21 protein-coding genes are annotated in these 20,632 nt (G+C 58.8%); 10 read left to right on the top strand and 11 right to left on the bottom strand.

Annotated features, from left to right (window positions below; all coding sequences use genetic code 11):
- A partial coding sequence (locus ACIP1X_RS20850) for a solute carrier family 23 protein (RefSeq protein ID WP_400754772.1) occupies window positions 1-406 on the bottom strand: 406 nt, incomplete at its 3' end.
- A 260-nt stretch (window positions 407-666) separates the two neighbouring features.
- On the opposite strand from ACIP1X_RS20850, the gene ACIP1X_RS20855 reads away from it, so the two are divergent.
- Both ACIP1X_RS20855 and ACIP1X_RS20860 read left to right on the top strand, forming a co-directional pair.
- The gene (locus ACIP1X_RS20855; protein ID WP_400754805.1) at window positions 667-1,071 is read left to right on the top strand and encodes a DUF4879 domain-containing protein; all 405 of its coding nucleotides are present in this window, start codon (window positions 667-669) and stop codon (window positions 1,069-1,071) included.
- A 66-nt stretch (window positions 1,072-1,137) separates the two neighbouring features.
- Entirely contained in the window at window positions 1,138-1,689 is a 552-nt protein-coding gene (locus ACIP1X_RS20860) for a DJ-1 family glyoxalase III (protein ID WP_400754775.1), read from the top strand.
- Window positions 1,690-1,694: 5 nt separating this feature from the next.
- Here ACIP1X_RS20860 and ACIP1X_RS20865 read toward each other — a convergent pair whose 3' ends face one another.
- Both ACIP1X_RS20865 and ACIP1X_RS20870 read right to left on the bottom strand, forming a co-directional pair.
- A complete protein-coding gene (locus tag ACIP1X_RS20865; RefSeq protein WP_212545787.1) occupies window positions 1,695-1,982 on the bottom strand; it encodes a HigA family addiction module antitoxin in 288 nt (95 codons plus the stop codon).
- A gap of 136 nt (window positions 1,983-2,118) precedes the next feature.
- A complete protein-coding gene (locus ACIP1X_RS20870; protein WP_212545788.1) occupies window positions 2,119-3,357 on the bottom strand; it encodes an MFS transporter in 1,239 nt (412 codons plus the stop codon).
- A gap of 568 nt (window positions 3,358-3,925) precedes the next feature.
- Here ACIP1X_RS20870 and ACIP1X_RS20875 point away from each other — a divergent pair.
- The 3 genes from ACIP1X_RS20875 to ACIP1X_RS20885 all read left to right on the top strand — a co-directional run bounded on the left by ACIP1X_RS20875 (window position 3,926) and on the right by ACIP1X_RS20885 (window position 6,634).
- Complete coding sequence (locus tag ACIP1X_RS20875) at window positions 3,926-5,371, top strand: cytochrome ubiquinol oxidase subunit I (protein WP_400754778.1); 1,446 nt, start codon at window positions 3,926-3,928, stop codon at window positions 5,369-5,371.
- Window positions 5,372-5,374: 3 nt separating this feature from the next.
- Complete coding sequence (gene cydB / locus ACIP1X_RS20880) at window positions 5,375-6,382, top strand: cytochrome d ubiquinol oxidase subunit II (protein ID WP_053124037.1); 1,008 nt, start codon at window positions 5,375-5,377, stop codon at window positions 6,380-6,382.
- An 84-nt stretch (window positions 6,383-6,466) separates the two neighbouring features.
- Window positions 6,467-6,634: a DUF2474 domain-containing protein gene (locus ACIP1X_RS20885; protein ID WP_186614035.1), complete on the top strand. Its 168-nt coding sequence runs from the start codon at window positions 6,467-6,469 to the stop codon at window positions 6,632-6,634.
- A 79-nt stretch (window positions 6,635-6,713) separates the two neighbouring features.
- Here ACIP1X_RS20885 and ACIP1X_RS20890 read toward each other — a convergent pair whose 3' ends face one another.
- Both ACIP1X_RS20890 and ACIP1X_RS20895 read right to left on the bottom strand, forming a co-directional pair.
- A complete protein-coding gene (locus ACIP1X_RS20890) occupies window positions 6,714-7,838 on the bottom strand; it encodes a methyltransferase (RefSeq protein ID WP_400754781.1) in 1,125 nt (374 codons plus the stop codon).
- 175 nt (window positions 7,839-8,013) lie between these two features.
- Window positions 8,014-8,724, bottom strand: a complete 711-nt coding sequence (locus ACIP1X_RS20895; protein WP_400754783.1) for an autoinducer binding domain-containing protein — start codon at window positions 8,722-8,724, stop codon at window positions 8,014-8,016.
- A gap of 320 nt (window positions 8,725-9,044) precedes the next feature.
- Here ACIP1X_RS20895 and ACIP1X_RS20900 point away from each other — a divergent pair, with 320 nt between their 5' ends.
- Complete coding sequence (locus ACIP1X_RS20900) at window positions 9,045-9,821, top strand: ferredoxin--NADP reductase (protein WP_053124031.1); 777 nt, start codon at window positions 9,045-9,047, stop codon at window positions 9,819-9,821.
- Window positions 9,822-9,863: 42 nt separating this feature from the next.
- On the opposite strand, the gene mscL is transcribed toward ACIP1X_RS20900, so the two are convergent.
- Window positions 9,864-10,280: a large-conductance mechanosensitive channel protein MscL gene (gene mscL / locus ACIP1X_RS20905; protein ID WP_053124026.1), complete on the bottom strand. Its 417-nt coding sequence runs from the start codon at window positions 10,278-10,280 to the stop codon at window positions 9,864-9,866.
- 286 nt (window positions 10,281-10,566) lie between these two features.
- Here mscL and radA point away from each other — a divergent pair, with 286 nt between their 5' ends.
- The gene (gene radA, locus ACIP1X_RS20910) at window positions 10,567-11,934 is read left to right on the top strand and encodes a DNA repair protein RadA (protein ID WP_008084632.1); all 1,368 of its coding nucleotides are present in this window, start codon (window positions 10,567-10,569) and stop codon (window positions 11,932-11,934) included.
- A gap of 155 nt (window positions 11,935-12,089) precedes the next feature.
- On the opposite strand, the gene ACIP1X_RS20915 is transcribed toward radA, so the two are convergent.
- Window positions 12,090-12,458 (bottom strand): PilZ domain-containing protein, encoded by a 369-nt coding sequence (locus ACIP1X_RS20915; protein ID WP_400754785.1) that lies wholly within the window; start codon window positions 12,456-12,458, stop codon window positions 12,090-12,092.
- Between the two features lie 159 nt (window positions 12,459-12,617).
- On the opposite strand from ACIP1X_RS20915, the gene ACIP1X_RS20920 reads away from it, so the two are divergent.
- The 3 genes from ACIP1X_RS20920 (at window position 12,618) to yjiA (ending at window position 16,033) form a co-directional block, all read left to right on the top strand.
- Window positions 12,618-14,684: a carbon starvation CstA family protein gene (locus ACIP1X_RS20920; protein ID WP_400754787.1), complete on the top strand. Its 2,067-nt coding sequence runs from the start codon at window positions 12,618-12,620 to the stop codon at window positions 14,682-14,684.
- A gap of 15 nt (window positions 14,685-14,699) precedes the next feature.
- Entirely contained in the window at window positions 14,700-14,897 is a 198-nt protein-coding gene (locus tag ACIP1X_RS20925; protein ID WP_003228401.1) for a YbdD/YjiX family protein, read from the top strand.
- Between the two features lie 164 nt (window positions 14,898-15,061).
- On the top strand, window positions 15,062-16,033 hold the full coding sequence (gene yjiA / locus ACIP1X_RS20930) for a GTPase (protein ID WP_400754790.1): 972 nt from the start codon (window positions 15,062-15,064) through the stop codon (window positions 16,031-16,033).
- A 101-nt stretch (window positions 16,034-16,134) separates the two neighbouring features.
- Here the strand turns inward: yjiA and ACIP1X_RS20935 are convergent, their stop codons facing one another.
- From ACIP1X_RS20935 to glyA, 4 genes are all read right to left on the bottom strand, one after another.
- Complete coding sequence (locus tag ACIP1X_RS20935; protein ID WP_400754793.1) at window positions 16,135-16,845, bottom strand: GntR family transcriptional regulator; 711 nt, start codon at window positions 16,843-16,845, stop codon at window positions 16,135-16,137.
- Window positions 16,846-16,864: 19 nt separating this feature from the next.
- On the bottom strand, window positions 16,865-17,569 hold the full coding sequence (locus tag ACIP1X_RS20940) for a FadR/GntR family transcriptional regulator (protein ID WP_053124015.1): 705 nt from the start codon (window positions 17,567-17,569) through the stop codon (window positions 16,865-16,867).
- Window positions 17,570-17,644: 75 nt separating this feature from the next.
- The gene (locus ACIP1X_RS20945) at window positions 17,645-18,958 is read right to left on the bottom strand and encodes a C4-dicarboxylate transporter DctA (RefSeq protein WP_159813579.1); all 1,314 of its coding nucleotides are present in this window, start codon (window positions 18,956-18,958) and stop codon (window positions 17,645-17,647) included.
- A gap of 327 nt (window positions 18,959-19,285) precedes the next feature.
- Window positions 19,286-20,539 carry a serine hydroxymethyltransferase gene (gene glyA, locus ACIP1X_RS20950; RefSeq protein ID WP_400754796.1) on the bottom strand — a complete coding sequence of 418 codons (1,254 nt, stop codon included), beginning with the start codon at window positions 20,537-20,539 and terminating at the stop codon, window positions 19,286-19,288.
- Window positions 20,540-20,632 lie beyond the last annotated feature (93 nt).

Here is a 20,632-nt window from a genome sequence, read left to right on the forward strand (position 1 = left end):
CAATCGCCGAGCGCAGCGGCAGCGGGATGCTGTTGATGATCCATTCACGGATGCGGAAGATCGACAGCAGGAAGAACAGCACCGCCGAAATGAACACCGCGCCCAGCGCCACTTGCCACGTGTGGCCCATGTGCAGCACCACGGTGTAAGTGAAGAAGGCGTTCAGGCCCATGCCCGGCGCGAGGGCGATCGGGTAGTTGGCGATCAGGCCCATGACCGTCGAACCGATCGCGGCGGCCAGACAGGTGGCGACGAACACCGCACCCTTGTCCATGCCGGTCTCGCCGAGAATGCTCGGGTTGACGAACAGAATGTAGGCCATGGCCAAGAAAGTCGTGATGCCCGCCAGAATCTCGGTGCGCACGTTGGTGTTGTGTGCCTTGAGTTGAAACAGCCTTTCCAGCATGTCTGCTCCCCGTGGCGCGCGTAGCGCCGTGAATGTATCGACCTCAACAGCAAAGCACAGACCGTCGCAAGCGCCTGAGAAATTGTGATGGGCCGGAAAAAGCCGCGCATCATACCAGCAGCATGGGGGATTGGCTGCGATCGTCGGCGATGTTTTGCAGGCAGGCGAAGTGAGCCATACTGCGCGCCTGTTTTGGGGGGAGGGGCATGATGGGCGTCAAGCGCAATTTCGTTCGATCGTTGGGGCTGTTTTGCACGTTTATGGCCGGTGTGCCAGCCGTTATGGCGGCATCGGCGCCACCGTTGACCAGTGTGCAGGTGCTCAAGGTGCAGTCGGCGGCCTGCGGCATCGAAAATATTTCTGATGGGCAGGACAAGACAGCCTGCGACCACGCCGGTGCCAACATCAAGGTGTATGTGCTGGAAATGGGTTACGGCCACGTTCCCAATGCCGCGCTGGACGGTTTCGAACTCGACGGAATGAAAACCCAGGTCTGCGCCTACGGAAACGGCAACCTCACGCAATGCACCGGCGCCGCGTCGAAGATCGTCGGCACGCTGTACATCTTTGATCTGGATGGCAAGCAGGAAGGCACGTTCACCTACAGCAACACTTCTATTAACGCGCCGGGCAACAAGGTCTCGACACAGCTTTACATCAAGTAACGGCTGGCGCTGCGCGATCCAGGCGAAGCTGACTACGCTTAAAGGATCACCCAGCGGACACAGCCTATGACCTTTAGAGCCCTGATTACCCTCGCCGAGGGCATCGATGATCTGCAAAGCGTGACCCTCATCGACGTGCTACGCCGTGCCGGCATCGAAGTCGTCGCGGCCAGCATCGAAGGCCGGCGCATGCTCACCTGCGCGCGCGGCACCCGCCTGACTGCCGACGGCATGCTCGTCGATGTGCTGGCGCAAACCTTCGACCTGATCGCTTTACCCGGCGGCGCCGTCGGGGCCCAACACCTCGCTGCACACCAACCTCTGCAACAAATACTTAAGGATCAATCCAGCGCCGGACGCCTGTTCGCCGCCATCGCCGAATCCCCGGCCGTCGCCCTGCAAGCTGCTGGCGTGCTGCGCCAACGCCGCATGACCTGTCTGCCCAGCGCCAGTCATCAACTGTCAGGCTGTACGTTTGTTGATCAACCGGTAGTGGTCGACGGCAACTGCATCACTGCGCAGGGCTCTGGTGCGGTGCTGCAGTTTGCCTTGGCGCTGGTTGAGCAACTGGGGGGCAAGGCGCTCAGGGCGAAAGTGGCGGGGGAGTTGTTGGTCTGAGTCGATCAGGCGTGTGCAGCGATCGGTTGAATTGGCGGCTGCTCGCGATGTTCTGCTTGCCACAGATCGTAATCAGTTTGAACACCCAGCCAAACGCGAGCCTTACCAATGCCCGCACGCTCCAGGCGTACAGCCAGATCCGGGCTGATCGGCGCATGACCGTGCAATACACGCGAAAGATGTGGGCGCGCAAAACCCAGATGCCGTGCCAGTTCGGTAACACTGATGCCCAAATCGGGCAGAACATCCATCAACAGTGTTTCGCCGGGGTGTGGCGGGTTGTGCATGGGCATGAGCCTGCTTGCTATTTGTGCTGAAAGGATTTGATCATGGGGCGAGTGTAAGGCGATACATTACACTCAGTGCGGTATCTATGTACCGCACATTTTCACCTGATGTGTGTTTGGCCTGCCGATTTTGCCGATGAACTCAAACCTTCGTCTCTTCCACCGGCACATGCATCCGATCCCGATTCGCCAGCGTCGGAAACAACTTTATCCATGTCCCCGTCACCACCAGCGTGCCTATCCCGCCCATGACCACGGCAGGCACGGTGCCGAACCAGTGGGCGGTGACGCCGGATTCGAATTCGCCCAACTGATTGGAAGCGCCGATGAACAGGCCGTTGACCGCGCTGACGCGGCCACGCATTTCGTCCGGGGTTTCCAGTTGTACGAAGGAGGCGCGGATGACCATGCTGATCATGTCTGCCGCGCCGAGTACCACCAGCACCGCCAGCGAGAACCAGAACGAGGTCGACAGACCGAAGGCGATGGTCGCGACGCCGAAGATGCCGACCGCAGTGAACATCACCCGACCGACGTTACGTTCCACGGCAAATCGTGCGAGGAACAGTGACATCCCCAGCGCACCGACCGCTGGCGCCGAACGCAGCAGGCCCAGCCCCCACGGGCCGGTCAGCAGAATGTCCTTGGCGAACACCGGCAGCAGCGCCGTCGCACCGCCGAGCAGTACCGCAAACAGATCCAGCGAAATCGCCCCGAGAATATCCGGGCGGCTGCGAATGAAGCGGATCCCCGCCAGCAACGAATCCAGTGTGGCTTTGCCTTTGTTCAATGGCGTTTGCCGCGCGGGCAGGTTGAGCATCAGCGTGCAGGCGATCACGTAGAGCAGCACGGTCGGGCCATACACCCAGACGCTGCCGAACGCGTAGAGCAAACCGCCAAGGGCCGGGGCGACGATGGTCGCTGACTGTTGCGCCGATTGCGCTGCCGCTACCGCTCGGGGGAACAGGGCGCTGGGCACGATGCTCGGCAGCAATGCCTGAGTGGTCGGCATCTCGAAGGAGCGCGCCGCACCGAGCAGGAAGGCGAGGATGAAGATCATCTCGCGGGTGACGTGATCGGTAGCGCTGCCGATGGCCAGCGCCAAGGCAATCATGGCCTGCAGCGACTGGCAGATCGCTGCGACTTTGCGTCGGTCATAGCGGTCGGCGACATGCCCGGTGTGCAGCATGAACAGCACGCGCGGGGCGAATTCGACCAGACCGACCAAACCCAGGTCGAGGACGTTGCCGGTCAGTTGATAGAGGTTCCAGCCAATCGCCACGGTGAGCATCTGAAAACCGCTGGCGGTGAAAATCCGCGCCATCCAGAACGCGAGAAAAGGACGATGGTGACGTAACAGCAACGGCTCTTGGCTGGGCATCTGAGGGCAGGTCTGGTTCGAGGGGAACCGCGAGGTTATCACCAGTCTGTAACAGGAAGTTGCTATGACAAAAAATTTAGTTAGCCAGACATCGATATTCTCGCCAGCACAAATTCACCCTGTGGCGAGGGGATTTATCCCCGTTCGGCTGCGCAGCAGTCGCAAATTGGGCGACTCGATTGATCTGAAAAAACGCGTTGAATGGATTGGGGGCCGCTTCGCAGCCCAACGGGGATAAATCCCCTCGCCACAGGGTTTCTGTGTTGTTGCCTCACCATCACATGGTTCCGGGGATTTGTTGCAAAGTTTTGCCACGGTTATGAGGCAACTTGTCACGCGGCAAACGACCACGCGGGTCAACCGCAAAAATGGGACTACTCTTTCAACGTTGCTTGATCCAGATCAAGACCCCAAACGGAATTGATCAGACGGCCAGTTGGCCAGACTCCCTGCGTTGCGATGGTTTCAAAAAGAACGAATCCGAATTCGCCGCACTCCATATCCGTGGGGGCAGTAGTGCAAGGGGCCACAAGCCCCGCCGCCGGTATTACCTGACAGAGGAAGCCATATGTTCGGTTTAGAGGCACTAGATCTCGCCCGAATTCAATTCGCGTTCACCATCTCGTTCCACATCCTGTTCCCGGCCATCACCATCGGTCTGGCGAGTTACCTCGCCGTTCTCGAAGGCCTGTGGCTGAAAACCCATAACGACACGTACCGTGACCTCTACCATTTCTGGTCGAAGATCTTTGCCGTCAACTTCGGCATGGGCGTGGTCTCGGGGTTGGTCATGGCCTACCAGTTCGGCACCAACTGGAGCCGTTTCTCGGACTTCGCCGGTGCCGTCACCGGGCCGTTGCTGACCTATGAAGTGCTCACGGCATTCTTCCTTGAGGCCGGTTTCCTCGGGGTCATGCTGTTCGGCTGGAACAAGGTCGGGCGCGGATTGCACTTTTTCTCCACGGTGATGGTGGCCATCGGCACGCTGATTTCGACCTTCTGGATTCTCGCCTCCAACAGCTGGATGCAGACCCCGCAAGGCTTCGAGATCATCAATGGTCAGGTGATTCCGACCGATTGGTTTGCGATCATTTTCAACCCGTCGTTCCCGTACCGCTTGATGCACATGGCGACTGCGGCGTTTGTGGCCACAGCGTTTTTCGTCGGTTCCTCGGCGGCCTGGCATTTGCTGCGCGGCAAGGACAACCCGGCGATCCGCACCATGCTCTCGATGGCGATGTGGATGGCGCTGATCGTCGCGCCGATCCAGGCAGTCATCGGTGACTTCCACGGCCTCAATACGCTCAAACATCAGCCAGCGAAAATCGCCGCGATCGAAGGTCACTGGGAAAACAAGGGCGACGAACCGACGCCGCTGATCCTGTTCGGCTGGCCGGACATGAAAGAAGAGCGCACTAAATTCGCCGTCGAGATCCCGTACCTCGGCAGCCTGATCCTCACGCACTCGCTGGACAAACAGGTGCCGGCGCTCAAGGAATTCCCACCGGAAGACCGGCCGAATTCGACCATCGTGTTCTGGTCGTTCCGGATCATGGTCGGCCTCGGTTTCCTGATGATCTTCACCGGTCTGTGGAGTCTGTGGCTGCGTAAACGCGACACGCTTTACACCTCGCGTCCGTTCTTGTACCTGGCGTTGTGGATGGGGCCGTCCGGTCTGATCGCGATTCTGGCGGGCTGGTTCACCACTGAAATCGGCCGTCAGCCGTGGGTGGTCTACGGGCTGATGCGCACGGCGGACGCGTCTTCCAACCACAGCTTTATGCAGATGAGCATCACGCTGATCATGTTTGTCGTGGTGTATTTCGCGCTGTTCGGTGCCGGTCTCGGCTACATGATGCGCCTGGTGCGCAAAGGGCCGAAGATCAGCGAAGGCACAGAGACGCCGGACGGTGGCCCTGGCAAAAAACGTACACCGGCGCGTCCGTTGTCCGCTGCCGACGATTCGTCCGATGCCGATCACGGCGACGACGTTCGCCTGACCAAGGAGATTTGACTCATGGGTATTGATCTTCCGCTGATCTGGGCCGTGATCATCATCTTCGGCATCATGATGTACGTGGTCATGGACGGCTTCGACCTGGGCATCGGGATTCTCTTCCCGTTCATCCCCGGCAAAGTCGACCGTGACGTAATGATGAACACCGTCGCCCCGGTCTGGGACGGCAATGAAACCTGGCTGGTACTGGGCGGCGCGGCGTTGTTTGGTGCGTTTCCGCTGGCGTATTCGGTGGTGTTGTCGGCGCTGTATCTGCCGCTGATCTTCATGCTGATCGGCCTGATCTTTCGCGGTGTGGCGTTCGAGTTTCGCTTCAAAGCCAAGGACGACAAGCGTCACTTGTGGGACAAGGCGTTCATCGGCGGTTCGGTGGCGGCGACGTTCTTTCAGGGCGTGGCGCTCGGTGCGTTCATTGACGGCTTGCCGGTGGTCAATCGGCAATACGCCGGTGGTTCACTCGACTGGCTGACACCGTTCACGCTGTTCTGCGGCGCGGCACTGGTGGTGGCGTACGCCTTGCTCGGCTGCACCTGGCTGATCATGAAGACCGAAGGCAAGCTGCAAGAGCAGATGCACAATCTGGCGCGGCCACTGGCATTCGTGCTGCTGGCGGTGATCGGTGTCGTCAGCCTGTGGACACCGCTGGCCCACCCGGAAATCGCCACGCGTTGGTTCAGCATGCCGAATCTGGTCTGGTTCATGCCGGTGCCGATTCTGGTGTTGGTCACCCTGTACGGGTTGATTCGGGCGGTGGCGCGTAATGCCCACTACACGCCGTTCCTGCTGACGCTGGTGCTGATCTTCCTCGGCTACAGCGGCCTGGGCATCAGCCTGTGGCCAAACATTGTGCCGCCGTCGATCTCGATCTGGGACGCTGCGTCGCCGCCGCAGAGTCAGGGCTTCATGCTAGTGGGGACGCTGTTCATCATCCCGTTCATTCTGGGTTACACCTTCTGGAGCTACTACGTGTTCCGCGGCAAGGTCACCCACGAAGACGGTTATCACTAGTCTGCTGCTGCGCTCCCTTGTGGGAGCGAGCCTGCTCGCGAAGGCGTCCTCAGTGACGCCGTTGCTTAACAGAGGATCGATGCAATGACCGGCAAACATTCCCTGCACGACATTGAACAAGCCGAAAAAAAACCGCTGTGGCAGCGGCTCGGCTGGCTGGCCCTGATCTGGGCCGGCAGTGTTGGCGTGTTGTTCATCGCCGCCAGCCTGATGCGCATGTTCATGAACGCTGCAGGCCTGACCACGCACTGAGTCTGAATCATCCCCGTCCCGGCGCCTTCGGGTACGGTTTTGTAACCCTCCGCATGGAGGGTTTTTTTTGCCCTGAAGATTATTTTCGGGCTTTGAGAATCACAAACTTCGGCGTCGCCGCGACTTGCTCGACACCCCGGAACAGCCGCGCCAGTTTGCTGTGATAACCCAGATGACGGTTGCCGACGATGTACAGCGCGCCGCCCACCACCAGTGCCTCACGCGCCTGCTGAAACATGCGCCAGGCGAGGAAATCGCCGACCACTTGCTGTTGATGGAACGGCGGATTGCACAGCACCACGTCCAGCGATTGCGGTTCCTGACCAGCCAGACCGTCGCCAGCGCGAACATTCACTTCACGATCACCCAGCGCCGCGCGCCAGTTTTCAGCGGCCGATTGCACGGCCATGAACGATTCATCGACCAGCGTGTACTGCGCGTCAGGGTTGTGCAGCGCACTGGCAATCGCCAACACGCCGTTGCCACAACCGAGATCGGCAACCCGTGCGCTGCCGAGGTTTTTCGGCAGGTGCGGAAGAAAAGCGCGAGTGCCGATGTCCAGGCCTTCACGGCAGAACACGTTGGCGTGGTTGAGCAGTTCGATGGCCGGTTCGTCGAGACTGTAACGGCTCGGGTAGGGCGAAATAGCCGGGGCTTTCGCTTCCGGCGTGGCGATCAACAGTCGCGCCTTTTTCACGGCGAGCGATGCTTGCACCGGGCCGATGTAGCGCTCCAGCAGATCACCGGCAGCGCGTGGCAAATGTTTGACCATCGCCGCTGCGATGACTTCGGCGCCGGGAGCGAGTTGCCCTTGCAGGCGAATCAATTGTTCTTCGAGTAGCGCGAGTGTCTTCGGTACACGGATCAACACGCGATCGAACGGCCCGACCAAAGGCTCACTCGCCGGAATCGGCCGAATGGCATCGAATGCCTGACCGTTGCGCAGCAAATTCTTTTCCAGTCCCTGAAAACCCAGAAACGAGTCGCCGCTGCTGCTCACTTCAACCTTGCCCAGCAAACTGGCTGCTAACGCGCCGAAGCTGTCATTGAGCACCAGCACCCGCGTGCTCGCCGCAGGCTGTTGCGCGGCCAGATGATTGAGCAGGTATTCGTCGGCGGCATCGAAAGCTTGCAGCGGTTCGTTCTGCTGTTCGGGTTGGCGAATCAAGTCGAGTTGGGCGAAAGGTGTATCGAGCAAAGGCATGGGGCGGGGACTCAGGGTGATCGAGGGATGTCCCGCTGCTTTGGCGTCGTGCGGCGGAACCGACCGAGTGGACTGCAACGCGGGTGGATGGCGTTAACACTCAGGAAGGCCACAAATGGTACGTTTTTTTCTATTCAATTACCCGCACGTTTTCTGTTTGTGCGAGGCCGGCCGTTTAGATATACCCGGCCCGGGCGGCGGCAATGACCGCAGAGATCTTGTTGCACACCTTGAATTTCTCGATCAGGTGCTGGACGTGATAATTCACGGTTCGCTCGCTGAGGCTGAGAATCTTCGAGATTTCATACGCCGTTTTGCCTTGGGCGGACAATTGCACCACTTCCAGTTCGCGCGGCGACAAATGCGGTTGTCGGGCCAGCGCGGGCTTGGGCAACGATTGAGCGAACAAATCCGTCATGTGACTGGTGATGTAAAACAGGCAGCCAAAATGCTCGTAAAGCTCAATCGAATTGACCGGCCCATCGCTTCTGACCAGGCTGAGGGTGCTACAGACACCGAACTCTTCGCGATGAAATGATTGCGACCAGCCGTGCCGAAGTCCTTCGTGTTGCAGGGCGCGCCAGCGCTTTGGGGCTTTGTCGTAGGCAGTCTTGCTCCATACGAAGGGCAACATTGAACCGTGGCAGTGCGTGGTGACGGGATCAATCTCATCGCTCGGCTGCTGTTCATGGCGTTGTTTCCAGTCGTCGGAAAAGTTATTGATCTCCAGCGTATTGAAGTGCGCCTCACGATAAGTAGAGGCCACGTTGATCGCGCAAAAATCAAAGCCAATGTTTTTCGCGAAGCTCAGCAGAATCGGGTAAGCGCTATCTATGTTTTTTGCGAACGTCAGTTGCCTTAACTGCGACTCCTTCCACTTTTCCATTACAAACGCTCCGTGTACTTGTTACTTGAGGGTGCGTTGGATCCAATGCGCACGAAACCGAGTGTAGGACGTTTCCTACGTCGCGCTGCGATTTTTTTGCTCTTTGTGCTGATGCTTATTTGTATTAAACGTTATTAGTAAGTTGTTAATTTAATATGAAGGTCGACATGTTAGTTAACTTAATGTTCTATTCAGTTAATGTCGCTGTTAGTACAACTTGTTGTGGGTAAGGCAGTCGATGCGTAATACCACTACAAATTGGCGGTTTTAACGTACGGCGCTTTGCGAGAGACTACGAACATCGTCGAATGGAGCGCCACATGACCGCCAGCGCAGAAAAATTCACCCGCCAGACTCTGCTTGATGTGCAGCCGCTGACCGCGAATCTGTTCACCTTGCGTACCACTCGTGATGCAGGCTTCAGGTTTCGTGCAGGGCAATTTGCCAGACTCGGCGTCACCAAGGCTGACGGCAGTACGGTTTGGCGTGCTTATTCGATGGTGTCCTCACCGTTTGACGAATTTCTCGAATTCTTCTCGATCGTGGTGCCCGGCGGCGAATTCACCAGTGAACTGAGCCGGCTTGAAGCGGGCGATACCTTGCTGGTCGACCGTCAGGCCTTTGGTTATCTGACGCTGGATCGTTTTGTCGACGGTCGCGACCTCTGGCTGTTATCCACAGGCACCGGCGTGGCGCCGTTCTTGTCGATCCTGCAGGACTTTGAAGTCTGGGAGAAATTCGAGCGGATCATTTTGGTCTACAGCGTGCGCGAGGCCCGCGAACTGGCGTATCAACAGTTGATTGCGGAGTTGGCGCAGCGTGACTATCTGGCCGAGCATGCCCACAAGCTGCAATTTATCCCCACCGTGACCCGTGAATCTCATCCCGGCGCACTGAATGGGCGTATCACGACGCTGATCGAAAACGGTGAGCTGGAGCGGGCGGCGGGCGTTGAGCTGACGGCTGAGCACTCGCGCGTCATGTTGTGCGGCAATCCGCAGATGATCGACGACACCCGCGCGTTGCTCAAACAGCGGCACATGAGCCTGAGCCTGACGCGCAGGCCCGGTCAGGTCGCGGTGGAAAACTACTGGTAAAAAAACGGCGCCTCGAAAGCGCCGTTTTTTGTGCCAGCAGGATTACTCAGGCCGGCTGTTCTGCGCCTTGAGCAGGTCGCGGATCTCGCCCAGCAGTTCCTCTTCTTTGGTCGGAACCGGTGGCAGCGTTGGGGCCACAGCCTCTTCACGCTTCAGGCGGTTGATGGCTTTGACGCCCATGAAAATCGCGAAAGCGACGATGATGAAATCCAGAACGGTCTGCAGGAATTTGCCGTAGGCAAGCACCACCGCAGGGGCGGCGCCATCAGCGGCTTTAAGCGTGACGGCTAAATCACTGAAGTCCACGCCTCCGATCAGCAGGCCGATCGGCGGCATGATCACGTCACCGACGAATGACGAGACAATCTTGCCGAAAGCGGCGCCGATAATGATACCGACGGCCATGTCGACCACATTGCCTTTGACCGCGAAGGCCTTGAACTCACTTAGCACGCCCATAGGTTATTTCCTTGTTACAGATGAGATTGGTGTACGCAGTGTAAATCAGCAAAACGCGTCCTGCGCGAAACACCTTCTTACAATGCACATTTTTTATCGACACGCTCTTTGCCGAATAGTTTGAAAAGTGCCATTAAATTGCCCTCGAAACTTGTACGTGCAAGTGCAAAGTCCACAACTTCTGTACAGGTTTAATATTGATACAGTCACAGGTGAGCGAAGTGCCTTGGTCAAGGACAATGCCGATGTATGCGTTATCATCGCGGTTTTTGCCCCGGGGGTTCTGATGGCCAAGGCCAAGCGCATGTACGGCTGCACCGAGTGCGGCGCAACCTTTCCCAAGTGGGCCGGGCAGTGTGGCGAATGCGGTGCCTGGAACACCCTCACCGAAACCATGATCGAAAGCGGCGGTGCCACGGCGCCAAGCGGTCGCACCGGTTGGACCGGCCAGCAGGCGCAGATCAAAACCCTGGCCGAAGTCAGCGTCGAAGAGATTCCGCGTTTTTCCACGGCATCCAGTGAACTGGATCGCGTGCTCGGCGGCGGTCTGGTCGACGGCTCGGTGGTGTTGATCGGCGGCGATCCGGGCATCGGCAAATCGACGATTCTGTTGCAGACCTTGTGCAACCTCGCCAAGAGCATGCCGGCGCTGTACGTCACCGGCGAAGAATCCCAGCAGCAGGTGGCCATGCGCGCGCGGCGTCTCGGCTTGCCGCAGGATCAACTGCGGGTGATGACCGAAACCTGCATCGAAACCATCATCGCCACCGCCCGCCAGGAAAAGCCCAAGGTGATGGTGATCGATTCGATCCAGACGATCTTCACCGAACAACTGCAATCGGCGCCCGGTGGCGTGTCCCAGGTGCGTGAGAGTGCGGCACTGCTGGTGCGTTATGCCAAACAGAGCGGCACGGCGATTTTCCTTGTCGGCCACGTCACCAAGGAAGGCGCGCTGGCCGGCCCGCGTGTTCTCGAACACATGGTCGACACCGTACTGTATTTCGAAGGTGAGTCCGATGGCCGTTTGCGTCTGCTGCGCGCGGTGAAAAACCGTTTTGGCGCCGTCAACGAACTGGGCGTGTTCGGCATGACGGACAAGGGTTTGAAAGAAGTCTCCAACCCTTCGGCGATTTTTCTCACGCGGGCGCAGGAAGAAGTCCCGGGCAGTGTGGTGATGGCGACGTGGGAAGGCACCCGGCCGATGCTGGTGGAAGTGCAGGCGCTGGTCGATGACAGTCATCTGGCCAATCCGCGACGGGTAACGTTGGGGCTGGATCAGAACCGCTTGGCGATGTTGCTCGCGGTTTTGCATCGCCATGGCGGGATTCCGACGCACGATCAGGACGTGTTTCTCAACGTGGTCGGCGGGGTGAAGGTGCTGGAAACGGCGTCTGACCTGGCGTTGATGGCGGCGGTGATGTCGAGTTTGCGCAATCGGCCGTTGCCGCATGATTTGTTGGTGTTTGGAGAGGTTGGGTTGTCTGGCGAAGTGCGTCCTGTGCCCAGTGGCCAAGAGCGCTTGAAGGAAGCCGCGAAGCATGGCTTCAAACGCGCGATCGTGCCTAAAGGCAATGCGCCAAAAGAGTCCCCGCCGGGCTTGCAGATCATCGCCGTAACGCGCCTCGAACAGGCCCTCGACGCCCTCTTCGAATAACCACTAAAACCCCGTGGTAGTGAGCTTTTGTGGCGAGGGGATTTATCCCCGTTGGGGCGCGCAGCGGCCCTAAAAAAACGGGGCCGCTGCGCAGCCCAACGGGGATAAATCCCCTCGCCACAGGGTTCGTTTGCACATTTGATTTGTCGGAAATTCTAGATCTCGATCAACGCACCCAACTCGCGCTCCAACTCCTGCGGATCGGCCAGGTTCAGCTCGATCAAGCGCCGCAACCGCTGGATCGACTCCAGACTGATATGCCGACAAACAAACCCCAGCTGGCCGTTCTCTTCGTGCGCCAACTGCACGTCCATCTCGATATCAATCTCATCGCTCAGATGAATGTCGACGAAGAAATCCTTCTGTGCATCGCCCAGCCACGGCTCCGGCCGTTCGATCAGCAATCCTTTGAGTGACAGGTCGATCAACTTGACCGGCCAGATGTACTCGCCCTGACTCAGCTCGGTTCTGGCATCGAACGCAATACGTTTGAAGCGACGACGATTGGCTGGGTGCTCGCTCATGGCGCAATCCTCATGAAGGTTCGCTGACTATAGACCGCGAATGCGGGCGCCAGCCAATCGCTAAAGCGTCTAGACCAACGTCGGGGTATGGCCTTTGGCGCCGTAAGCGCTAAACTCGGGGTGGCTGTCTTTCTTGTCCACCCTGGCTGGAATAATAAAATGAAAAATAATAATAGCCTGCTACGCCACTTACCCTGGCTATTGCTGGCAATCGTAGGAGCGTGCGCCCTGGGCGTAGTGGCATTGCGCCGCGGCGAGGCGATCAATGCCTTGTGGATTGTGGTCGCCGCTGTGGCCATTTATCTGGTTGCGTACCGTTACTACAGTCTGTTCATCGCAAACAATGTGATGCAACTTGACCCGCGTCGGGCCACCCCCGCCGTGCTCAACAATGATGGTCTGGACTTCGTGCCGACCAACAAACACATTCTTTTCGGTCACCACTTCGCGGCCATCGCTGGCGCGGGGCCGCTGGTTGGTCCGGTATTGGCGGCGCAGATGGGCTATCTGCCCGGCACGCTGTGGCTGATTGCCGGTGTGGTGCTGGCGGGCGCGGTGCAGGACTTTATGGTTCTGTTCATGTCGACCCGTCGCAACGGCCGTTCCCTGGGCGACATGGTGCGTGAAGAAATGGGCCGGATTCCCGGCACCATCGCACTGTTCGGCTGCTTCCTGATCATGATCATCATCCTCGCGGTGCTGGCGCTGATCGTGGTGAAAGCACTGGCCGAGAGCCCGTGGGGCATCTTCACCGTAATGGCGACCATCCCGATCGCGATGTTCATGGGCATTTATATGCGCTACATCCGCCCGGGTCGCATCGGCGAAATCTCTGTGGTCGGCGTGTTGCTGCTGCTCGGTTCGATCTGGCTGGGCGGGCAGATTGCTGCTGATCCGGTATGGGCCAAGGCCTTCACCTTCACCGGCGTGCAGATTACCTGGATGCTGGTCGGTTACGGTTTCGTCGCAGCATCGCTGCCGGTGTGGCTGATTCTGGCGCCGCGTGACTACCTCTCCACGTTCCTCAAAATCGGTACCATCATCGCCCTGGCGATCGGCATTCTGGTGACCATGCCCGAGCTGAAAATGCCGGCGCTGACCCAGTTCGTCGACGGCACCGGTCCGGTGTGGAAGGGCGGTCTGTTCCCGTTCCTGTTCATCACCATCGCTTGCGGTGCGGTATCGGGCTTCCACGCACTGATTTCTTCGGGCACCACGCCGAAGCTGCTGGATAACGAAACCAACGCCCGTTACATCGGTTACGGCGGCATGCTGATGGAATCGTTCGTCGCGATCATGGCCATGGTTGCCGCTTCGGTGATCGAGCCTGGCGTGTACTTCGCCATGAACAGCCCGGCCGCTGTGGTCGGCAGTGATGTCGCCTCGGTTGCGCAAGTGGTCTCCAGCTGGGGCTTTGCGATCACGCCGGAAGCGCTGCAAGCCGTGGCGCATGACATTGGCGAAACCACCATTCTGGCCCGTGCCGGTGGTGCGCCGACCCTGGCGGTCGGTATCGCGCAGATCCTGCACAGTGTCCTGCCGGGTGAAAACACCATGGCGTTCTGGTACCACTTCGCGATCCTGTTTGAAGCGCTGTTTATCCTGACCGCAGTCGACGCCGGTACTCGTGCCGGACGTTTCATGCTGCAGGATTTGCTCGGCTCCTTCGTGCCAGCGCTGAAACGCACTGAATCGTGGACGGCCAACCTGATCGCCACCGCCGGTTGTGTGGCGATGTGGGGCTGGTTGCTGTATCAGGGCGTGGTCGATCCACTGGGCGGCATCAACACCTTGTGGCCACTGTTCGGTATCTCCAACCAGATGCTGGCCGGTATCGCGCTGATGCTCGGCACCGTGGTGCTGATCAAAATGAAGCGCCAGCGCTACATTTGGGTCACCCTGCTGCCAGCCACCTGGCTATTGATCTGCACCACGACGGCGGGCTTCATCAAACTGTTCGATGCCAACCCGGCGATCGGCTTCCTGTCGCTGGCGAAGAAATACAGCGATGCGCTGGCCAACGGTCAGGTGCTGGCACCGGCAAAAAGCGTCGAGCAGATGCAGCACGTGATCTTCAACGCCTACACCAACGCAACGCTCACCGCGCTGTTCCTGTTCGTGGTCTTCAGCATCCTGTTCTATGCGCTCAAAGTCGGCATCGCCGCCTGGGGCAAAAAAGAGCGTACGGATAAAGAATCGCCATTCCAGGCTCTGCCGGATGCGTAACCAGAGGATTGCAGCATGTTCAATGACCTGAGTCGCCTCGGTAAATACCTCGGTCAGGCTGCGCGCCTGATGGTCGGCATGCCCGACTACGACACCTACGTCGAGCATATGCAAACCAAGCACCCGGACAAACCGGTGATGAGCTACGAGATGTTCTTCCGCGAACGTCAGGAAGCCCGTTACGGTGGCAAGGGTGGGCCGAAGTGCTGTTGAGATGACAGCCTGCGGTTGATGCAATCCCCCCTGTGGGAGCGAGCCTGCTCGCGAATACGGAGTGTCAGTTGATGAATGATTTGACTGGCACACCGCTTTCGCGAGCAGGCTCGCTCCCACAGTTGTTTTTGTGTTGTTCATTTATTTTGTGAAGGAGAAAGCGTTTGTCCTCTCCCATCCCGGTCACGGTACTCAGCGGTTTCCTCGGCGCCGGCAAGACCACCTTGCTGCGCCACATTCTGAAAGCCGAGCACGGCCTGAAAATCGCCGTGATCGAAAACGAATTCAGCGACGCCGGCATCGACACTCAGTTGCTCGGCGACGAACCGGTGCAAGTCATGACCCTGGCCAACGGCTGCGTCTGCTGCACCATTCACACCGACCTGACCAAAGCGCTGTACCTGCTGCTCGAGCGTCTGGACAGCGGCGAAATTGCCTTCGATCGTCTGGTCATCGAATGCACCGGCCTAGCCGATCCAGCGCCAGTCGCCCAGACCTTTTTCATCGACGAGGAATTGCGCGAGCGTTACCTGCTCGACGGCATCATCACCCTGGTCGATGCCGCACACGCGGACGTGCATCTGAACCAGACCATCGCCCAAGCGCAGATCGGTTTTGCCGACCGCTTGCTGGTGAGCAAGACCGATCTGGTCGACGAGGCCACGTTCACCGCGTTGAGCGAACGCCTGACGCGAATCAACCGTCGCGCGCCGATTCGTGTGGTTGATCACGGCAACATCGATCTGGCTGAACTGCTCGATGTACGCGGCTTCAATCTCAACGCCGATCTGGGCGGCGGCTTGAGTTTGCGTCCGGTGAGTAAGGCGCCGTCGATCGATCGTATTTCCAGCCTGGTGCTGCGCACCGATCAACCGCTGGATATCGATCAGCTCAGCGAGTTCATGAATGAATTGCTGGAAGAGCACGGCAAGCAATTGCTGCGTTACAAAGGTGTGCTGAGCATTGCTGGCGAAGATCGTCGCTTGGTGTTTCAGGGCGTGTTGAAACTCTATGGTTTCGACTGGGACACCGAATGGGCCGAGGGTGAGGCGCGGGACAGTGTGATCGTGTTTATTGCTGATGATTTGCCGGAAGAGAAGATTCGGGCAGGGTTTGCCAAAGTCGTTTCTGCCTGATGGATCTTCTGGGTCAGGGCTGACGCCATCGCGGGCAAGCCTTGCTCCTACAGAGTTATGGGTATGACTTTGTAGGAGCAAGGCTTGCCCGCGATGGCAATCTACCCGGCAACACAATTTTCAAGGTCTGAACCCAATAGTGTCTGCTCAAGATGATCCAAATGCCGATTCATCAACATCCCGGCCCTGGAAGCATCTCCACATTCAACCGCCTCAACCAGCGCCAAATGCTCCCGCCAAGCGCAACAGCTGCGCGCAGAACCCTCACACCGCGCAATCGCCAACGAAGTAAGCGGTACCAGACTGCCCAAAAAATGCGCCAACGGCACATTCCCCGCCATCCTCGCCAACGTCAGATGAAACTCCCCCGACAAGCGAATCGCCGCCCCGCGCCGATCCTGCTCAACCGCCAGTCGCTCACGCTCGATCAACCCACGCAAGCGTTTCAAACCCTCAGCCTGCGGACGCTGACACGCCAACCGCACCAACGTGTTCTCGGCCAATCGCCGCGCATGCAAGGTCTGCCGCGTTTGCTCGCGATCCGGCGCCGCCACACGCGGACGATGATTGGCGCGCAGCACAACAACTTGTTCATGGCTCAGTTGCGTCAGCACCCGCCGCACGTCCGCGCGAGTCACGCCGAACATGTCTTTCAAACTGTCTTCGGTGAAACGGCTGTCCGCATCAAGGCGCTGTTCCAGAATCGCATCGAACAGTCGCGGGTAAAGATCCTCCGCCGGCGCGCGCAAGCGAGAGAAGGGCAGGGGCGTCGTGCTCTCGCGAGTGGGCGACGCTGAAGTGAAACTGTTCATGGCCTGTCTCCTGTAGGAATCAGCGACTCAGGTTGTCATCCGGAATATTCAGCTCGATGCCCATGCGCTGACCTTCTTGCAGAATGTGCCGACGCATTTCCGCGCTGGCCTGCGCGCTGTTCTTGCTGCGGATCGCGCGTACCACGGCTTCGTTTTCTTCAAGGCGTTCGGCCAGATGTTCCGGCGAGTTGCGCAACACTTCGGCGCTTTGCTTGAGGGCATTGCTGGTTTGCTGCACCACGCTCTGGAAGATCGGGTTCGAGGTCAGGGTGAACAGCTCTTCATGGAAAGCGATGTAGGCGCTGACCCCGGCTTCGCTGTCGCCAGCCTCAAGGGCTTCGCGCATGTCCATCAGGGTCAGGCGCAACTGGCCGACTTCCTTGCTGCTGATCGACTGCGCCACCAGGCCGACGATGAACGGTTCCAGGGTGTAGCGCAGTTGCAGGACATCTTCGAGACTGGCCCCGGCGACTGCGCTGTCGTGGCTTTGGCTGTCGCTGAGTTGTGCATCGAGGACGACCACGCCTTTGCCCGGCATCGAACGGACGAGGCCGAGGGTTTCCAGGACGATCACCGCTTCACGCAGGCTCGGACGGCTGATGCCCAGTTGTTCGGCGAGTTCGCGCTGGCCCGGCAGCATGTCGCCCGAGCGCCATTGGCCGCGGGCGAGGGCTGCGCGGAGTTTTTCGACGACTGAGTTGACTACGGTTGATGTGGTTATCACTTGTTTTGCTCCGTGAACCTTCGTGCAAGCCGCAGGCAAGATCAAAAGATCGCAGCCTGCGGCAGCTCCTACAGGTCAGAATTCCTGTTGGTGGGCGGGTGCCGCTGTTTTTCTCGGCTGAAAGTTATAGCCCTGTTCGCCGTTGAGCACCTTGTTTGCCCGCTGCACGTCGATGTCTTTTTCCCAGCGCGCGATCGCAACCGTGGCGACGCAGTTGCCGATCAGGTTGGTCAGCGCGCGGCCGATGCCCATGAACCAGTCCACGGCCAACACCAATACCAGGCCGACCACCGGGATCGCCGGAATCGCGGTCAGTGTCGCCGCCAGAATCACCAGTGCCGAACCGGGAATGCCGTGGGCGCCTTTCGAGGTGATCAGCGACACCAGCAGAATCGTCAGCAAATCGGTCATAGCCAGTGGTGTGCCGGTGGCGTTGGCAATGAACACAATGGCCAGCGTCAGGTAGATCGAAAAACCATCGAGGTTGAACGAGTAGCCGGTTGGAATCACCAGCCCGACCGTCGAACTGCCAATGCCCAAGTGTTCGAGTTTGCGCATGATCTGCGGCAACACGGCGTCAGACGAAGCGGTGCCCATGACGATCAGCAATTCTTCACGCAGGTATTTGAGCAGCGGCCACATGCGCAGGCCGGACAGGCGCATTACGGTACCGAGAATCAGCGCGACGAAAGCCATGCAGGTCAGGTAGAACAAGCCGACCAGGCTGCCCAGATGCTGCAGCGAATCGAGGCCATATTTGCTGGTGGTGAAGGCGATGGCGCCAAACACGCCGATCGGCGCCAGACGCACGATCATGCCCATGATGCGGAAGATCACATGGCTCAGTTCGTTGATCAGTCGCGAGATCCCGGATGCCGCTTCGCCGACCAGATTCAACGCGCTGCCGAACAGCACCGAGAACAGCAGCACCTGCAGAATGTTGTTGTCGGCGAAGGCGCCGATCACCGAGGTCGGGATCAGATCCATCAGGAACTGCGTGGTGGTGTGCATGTGCTGGCCGCGCTGGGCGATGTCGCCCATGTCGGCAGCGGACAACTGCTCCAGATGGATATTCGCGCCGCTGCCGATGCCGGTGCTGAAGGCGAAGACCAGACCGATCACCAAGGCGATGGTGGTGAGGATTTCAAAGTAGATGACCGATTTGAGGCCGATGCGCCCGACCTTCTTCAGATCGCCCGCGCCGCTGATGCCGCTGACCACTACGCAGAACACGATCAGGCCGATGAGCATCTTGATCAGTTTGATGAAACCGTCGCCGAGCGGTTTGAGCTGGGCCGAGTATTCAGGGAGGGTCAGCCCGCAGACGATGCCGAGCACCAGTCCGAGAACCACTTGGAGGAAGATTGAACGCGAGCACCATCTGAGCATGGGAGGAATCCTGGTCGGTGTCCTGGCTGCCGTGCGCTTGAACGCATCAGATTCAGGACTTAATTATTGTGGTCTTACCGGTATGTCCAGTGCAGGCGCAGTCTACGCTGGGGTTTTTCTTGAATACAAGGGGGAAGCGCGAAATTGGCATGACCGGTCTGACCGGTGGTTAAGATCAAAAGATCGCAGCCTTCGGCAGCTCCTACATTTGGAATGCGTTCACCTGTAGGAGCTGCCGAAGGCTGCGATCTTTTGATCTTTTTGCAGGCGAAAAAAAACCGGCCAATCACTTGGCCGGTTTTTCATGCTGCGGATTTAACGTCGCAATTAAGCGCCGTATACCGGCAGTTTCTTGCAGATGGCTTTGACTTTCTCACGAACGGCGTCGATCACCGCTTCGTTGTTCAGGTCAGCCAGGATGTCGCAGATCCAGCCGGCCAGCTCTTTGCACTCGGCTTGCTTGAAGCCGCGAGTGGTCACAGCCGGAGTACCGAAGCGCAGGCCGGAAGTAACGAACGGCGAGCGTGGATCGTTTGGCACGGAGTTCTTGTTCACGGTGATGAACGCTTTGCCCAGAGCGGCGTCAGCATCTTTACCGGAGATGTCCTGCTTGATCAGCGACAGCAGGAACAGGTGGTTCTTGGTACCGCCCGAAACCACGTCGAAACCGCGCTCGATGAACACTTCGGCCATGGCCTGGGCGTTCAGCACCACTTGTTCCTGGTAGGCCTTGAACTCAGGCTGCAGCGCTTCCTTGAAGCAGATCGCCTTGGCAGCGATCACGTGCTCCAGCGGACCACCCTGGGCGCCCGGGAATACCGCGGAGTTCAGCTTCTTCTCGATGTCGGCGTTGGCGCGCGCCAGGATCAGGCCGCCACGTGGACCGCGCAGGGTCTTGTGCGTGGTGGTGGTCACGACGTCAGCGAAAGGCACCGGGTTCGGGTAGACGCCCGCGGCGACCAGACCGGCCACGTGAGCCATGTCGACGAACAGGTAAGCGCCGACTTTGTCAGCGATTTCGCGGAAGCGTGGGAAATCGAGGATCTGCGAGTAGGCAGAGAAACCGGCCACGATCATTTTTGGCTTGTGCTCAACCGCCAGACGCTCGACTTCGTCGTAGTCGATCAGGCCGTTGGCGTCGATGCCGTACTGCACAGCGTTGTACAGCTTGCCGGAGGAGGAAACGCTGGCGCCGTGGGTCAGGTGACCGCCGTGGGCCAGGCTCATGCCCAGAATGGTGTCGCCGGCCGATAGCAACGCCAGGTAGACAGCGCTGTTGGCTTGCGAACCGGCGTGCGGCTGAACGTTGGCGTAATCGGCGGCGAACAGCGCTTTGGCGCGGTCGATAGCCAGTTGCTCAACGATGTCGACGTACTCGCAACCACCGTAGTAACGCTTGCCTGGGTAGCCTTCAGCGTACTTGTTGGTCAGCACCGAGCCTTGAGCTTCCATCACCGCTGGGCTGGTGTAGTTTTCCGAAGCGATCAGCTCGATGTGTTCTTCCTGGCGCTGAGCTTCTTGCTCCATGGCGGCAAAAAGGTCGGCGTCGTACTTGGCAATAGTCAAATCACGGCTGAACATGGCGGTCCTCAAGGATCGGGGGGCAGAAAAGGGAGGCATTCTAACCCAATGGGTTTTAGATGGCATATGAAACGGCATCATGTCGCAGACAAG

Origin of the sequence: Pseudomonas sp. NPDC088885 (assembly GCF_044750025.1) — a bacterium.
GTDB lineage: Bacteria > Pseudomonadota > Gammaproteobacteria > Pseudomonadales > Pseudomonadaceae > Aquipseudomonas > Aquipseudomonas rustica.